We start from the raw sequence: 1,094 nt of genomic DNA, 5'->3' as shown, positions 1-1,094 counted from the left end.
TTCCTCCGGGACTTGTGCCGGGCGGGATGCGTTTCCCGTTTTTCCGTCGTCAAAAGTAGCCTCTTCCTCCGACAGCTCAATGCCTTTTTCAATAGTGGCGGCTTCTTGCGTCGGTATGGCAGCGGTTGTCCGGGTGGATGCCATCCTGAAACGGCTCTTGCCGATGATGTCCGCCTTTTCCGCAGGGACTTCCTCGTGTGCCGCTATGCGTTTAGCCTCATTCCCGTCCAGTGACCGCCATAATCCGACAATGCCCTTGAAGAAGCGGACAATCCGCGTGTCCATGATGCGCTCGTAAAGGAGCAGGAACAGGAACCAGAGGTTGCAGCCGACCGATACCGCCAGCAGAATGTCTGTCATGCTGATTGTGTAATTCATATCCTTCCGTTTTTGGTTAGAATACTGAATTGTAATTTCGGGCATAAAGGCTCTTTATCGCATCTTCGCACTGGTTGAAGTGGTGCGTCAGCACATGGTCGATGTAAGCGGACAGCGTAAGCCGGTCATGCCCGATTACACGGGTGATACGCATGATACGCTCGTGGTACTCCGGGCGCACATACGCCATCTTCCCCTCACGTGCCTTTACTTCCGGGTCGCGGATGAACAGGCGTTCATAGTCCTTCTCACTGCATTTGCCGCTTACCGGGACAGGCGACAGTATTTCCACACTCGCCTGCACTTGGGTAAACATACCTCCGCAGTCTTGCTGTGGTCTTTTTTCATTCGGTGTCATTTCTTTTTCCATTTTCAAATCAGATCTTCACGTTGTTTCTTGTACAGTTCGTTGATTCTCTCCTTGTGCTGTTCCAGATGCTGGCGCAGCACGGTATCCACATATCCGCCTACTGAGATTTCCCCTCCGGCGATGTCGTTCACGATTCTGAGGATCTTGCCGTGGACGTCACGGCTGATATAGACACATTGGCGGGTCTTTATCTCGTTGCGGCGCAGGAATAGCTCGTTGTAGTCCTCGTCCTGCCTTTTCCGGCGTCCACTTTCCCTCTGCGCTTTTTCCCGTGTTACGGGTTGCACAGGAGATGGTTCCGGTGCGGCGGTGTCCTCTTCGGTCGGTGCAGCTGCGGGTACTTCCT

2 protein-coding genes and 1 pseudogene are annotated in these 1,094 nt (G+C 53.6%); all 3 read right to left on the bottom strand.

The genetic code is table 11. From position 1 onward, the window contains the following. Window positions 1-378, bottom strand: a pseudogene (locus DW640_RS23280) (conjugal transfer protein TraD); the annotation flags it as partial. 16 nt (window positions 379-394) lie between these two features. Continuing rightward, window positions 395-748: a DUF3408 domain-containing protein gene (locus DW640_RS23275; RefSeq protein WP_004291505.1), complete on the bottom strand. Its 354-nt coding sequence runs from the start codon at window positions 746-748 to the stop codon at window positions 395-397. A 2-nt stretch (window positions 749-750) separates the two neighbouring features. Beyond that, window positions 751-1,094 (bottom strand): DUF3408 domain-containing protein (locus tag DW640_RS23270; protein WP_147326410.1); only part of this gene is annotated, 344 nt, incomplete at its 5' end.

Origin of the sequence: Bacteroides sp. AM23-12, from assembly GCF_003434395.1 — a bacterium.
Classification (GTDB): Bacteria; Bacteroidota; Bacteroidia; order Bacteroidales; family Bacteroidaceae; genus Bacteroides; species Bacteroides thetaiotaomicron.
This window is presented reverse-complemented; position numbering and strand designations above follow the sequence as displayed.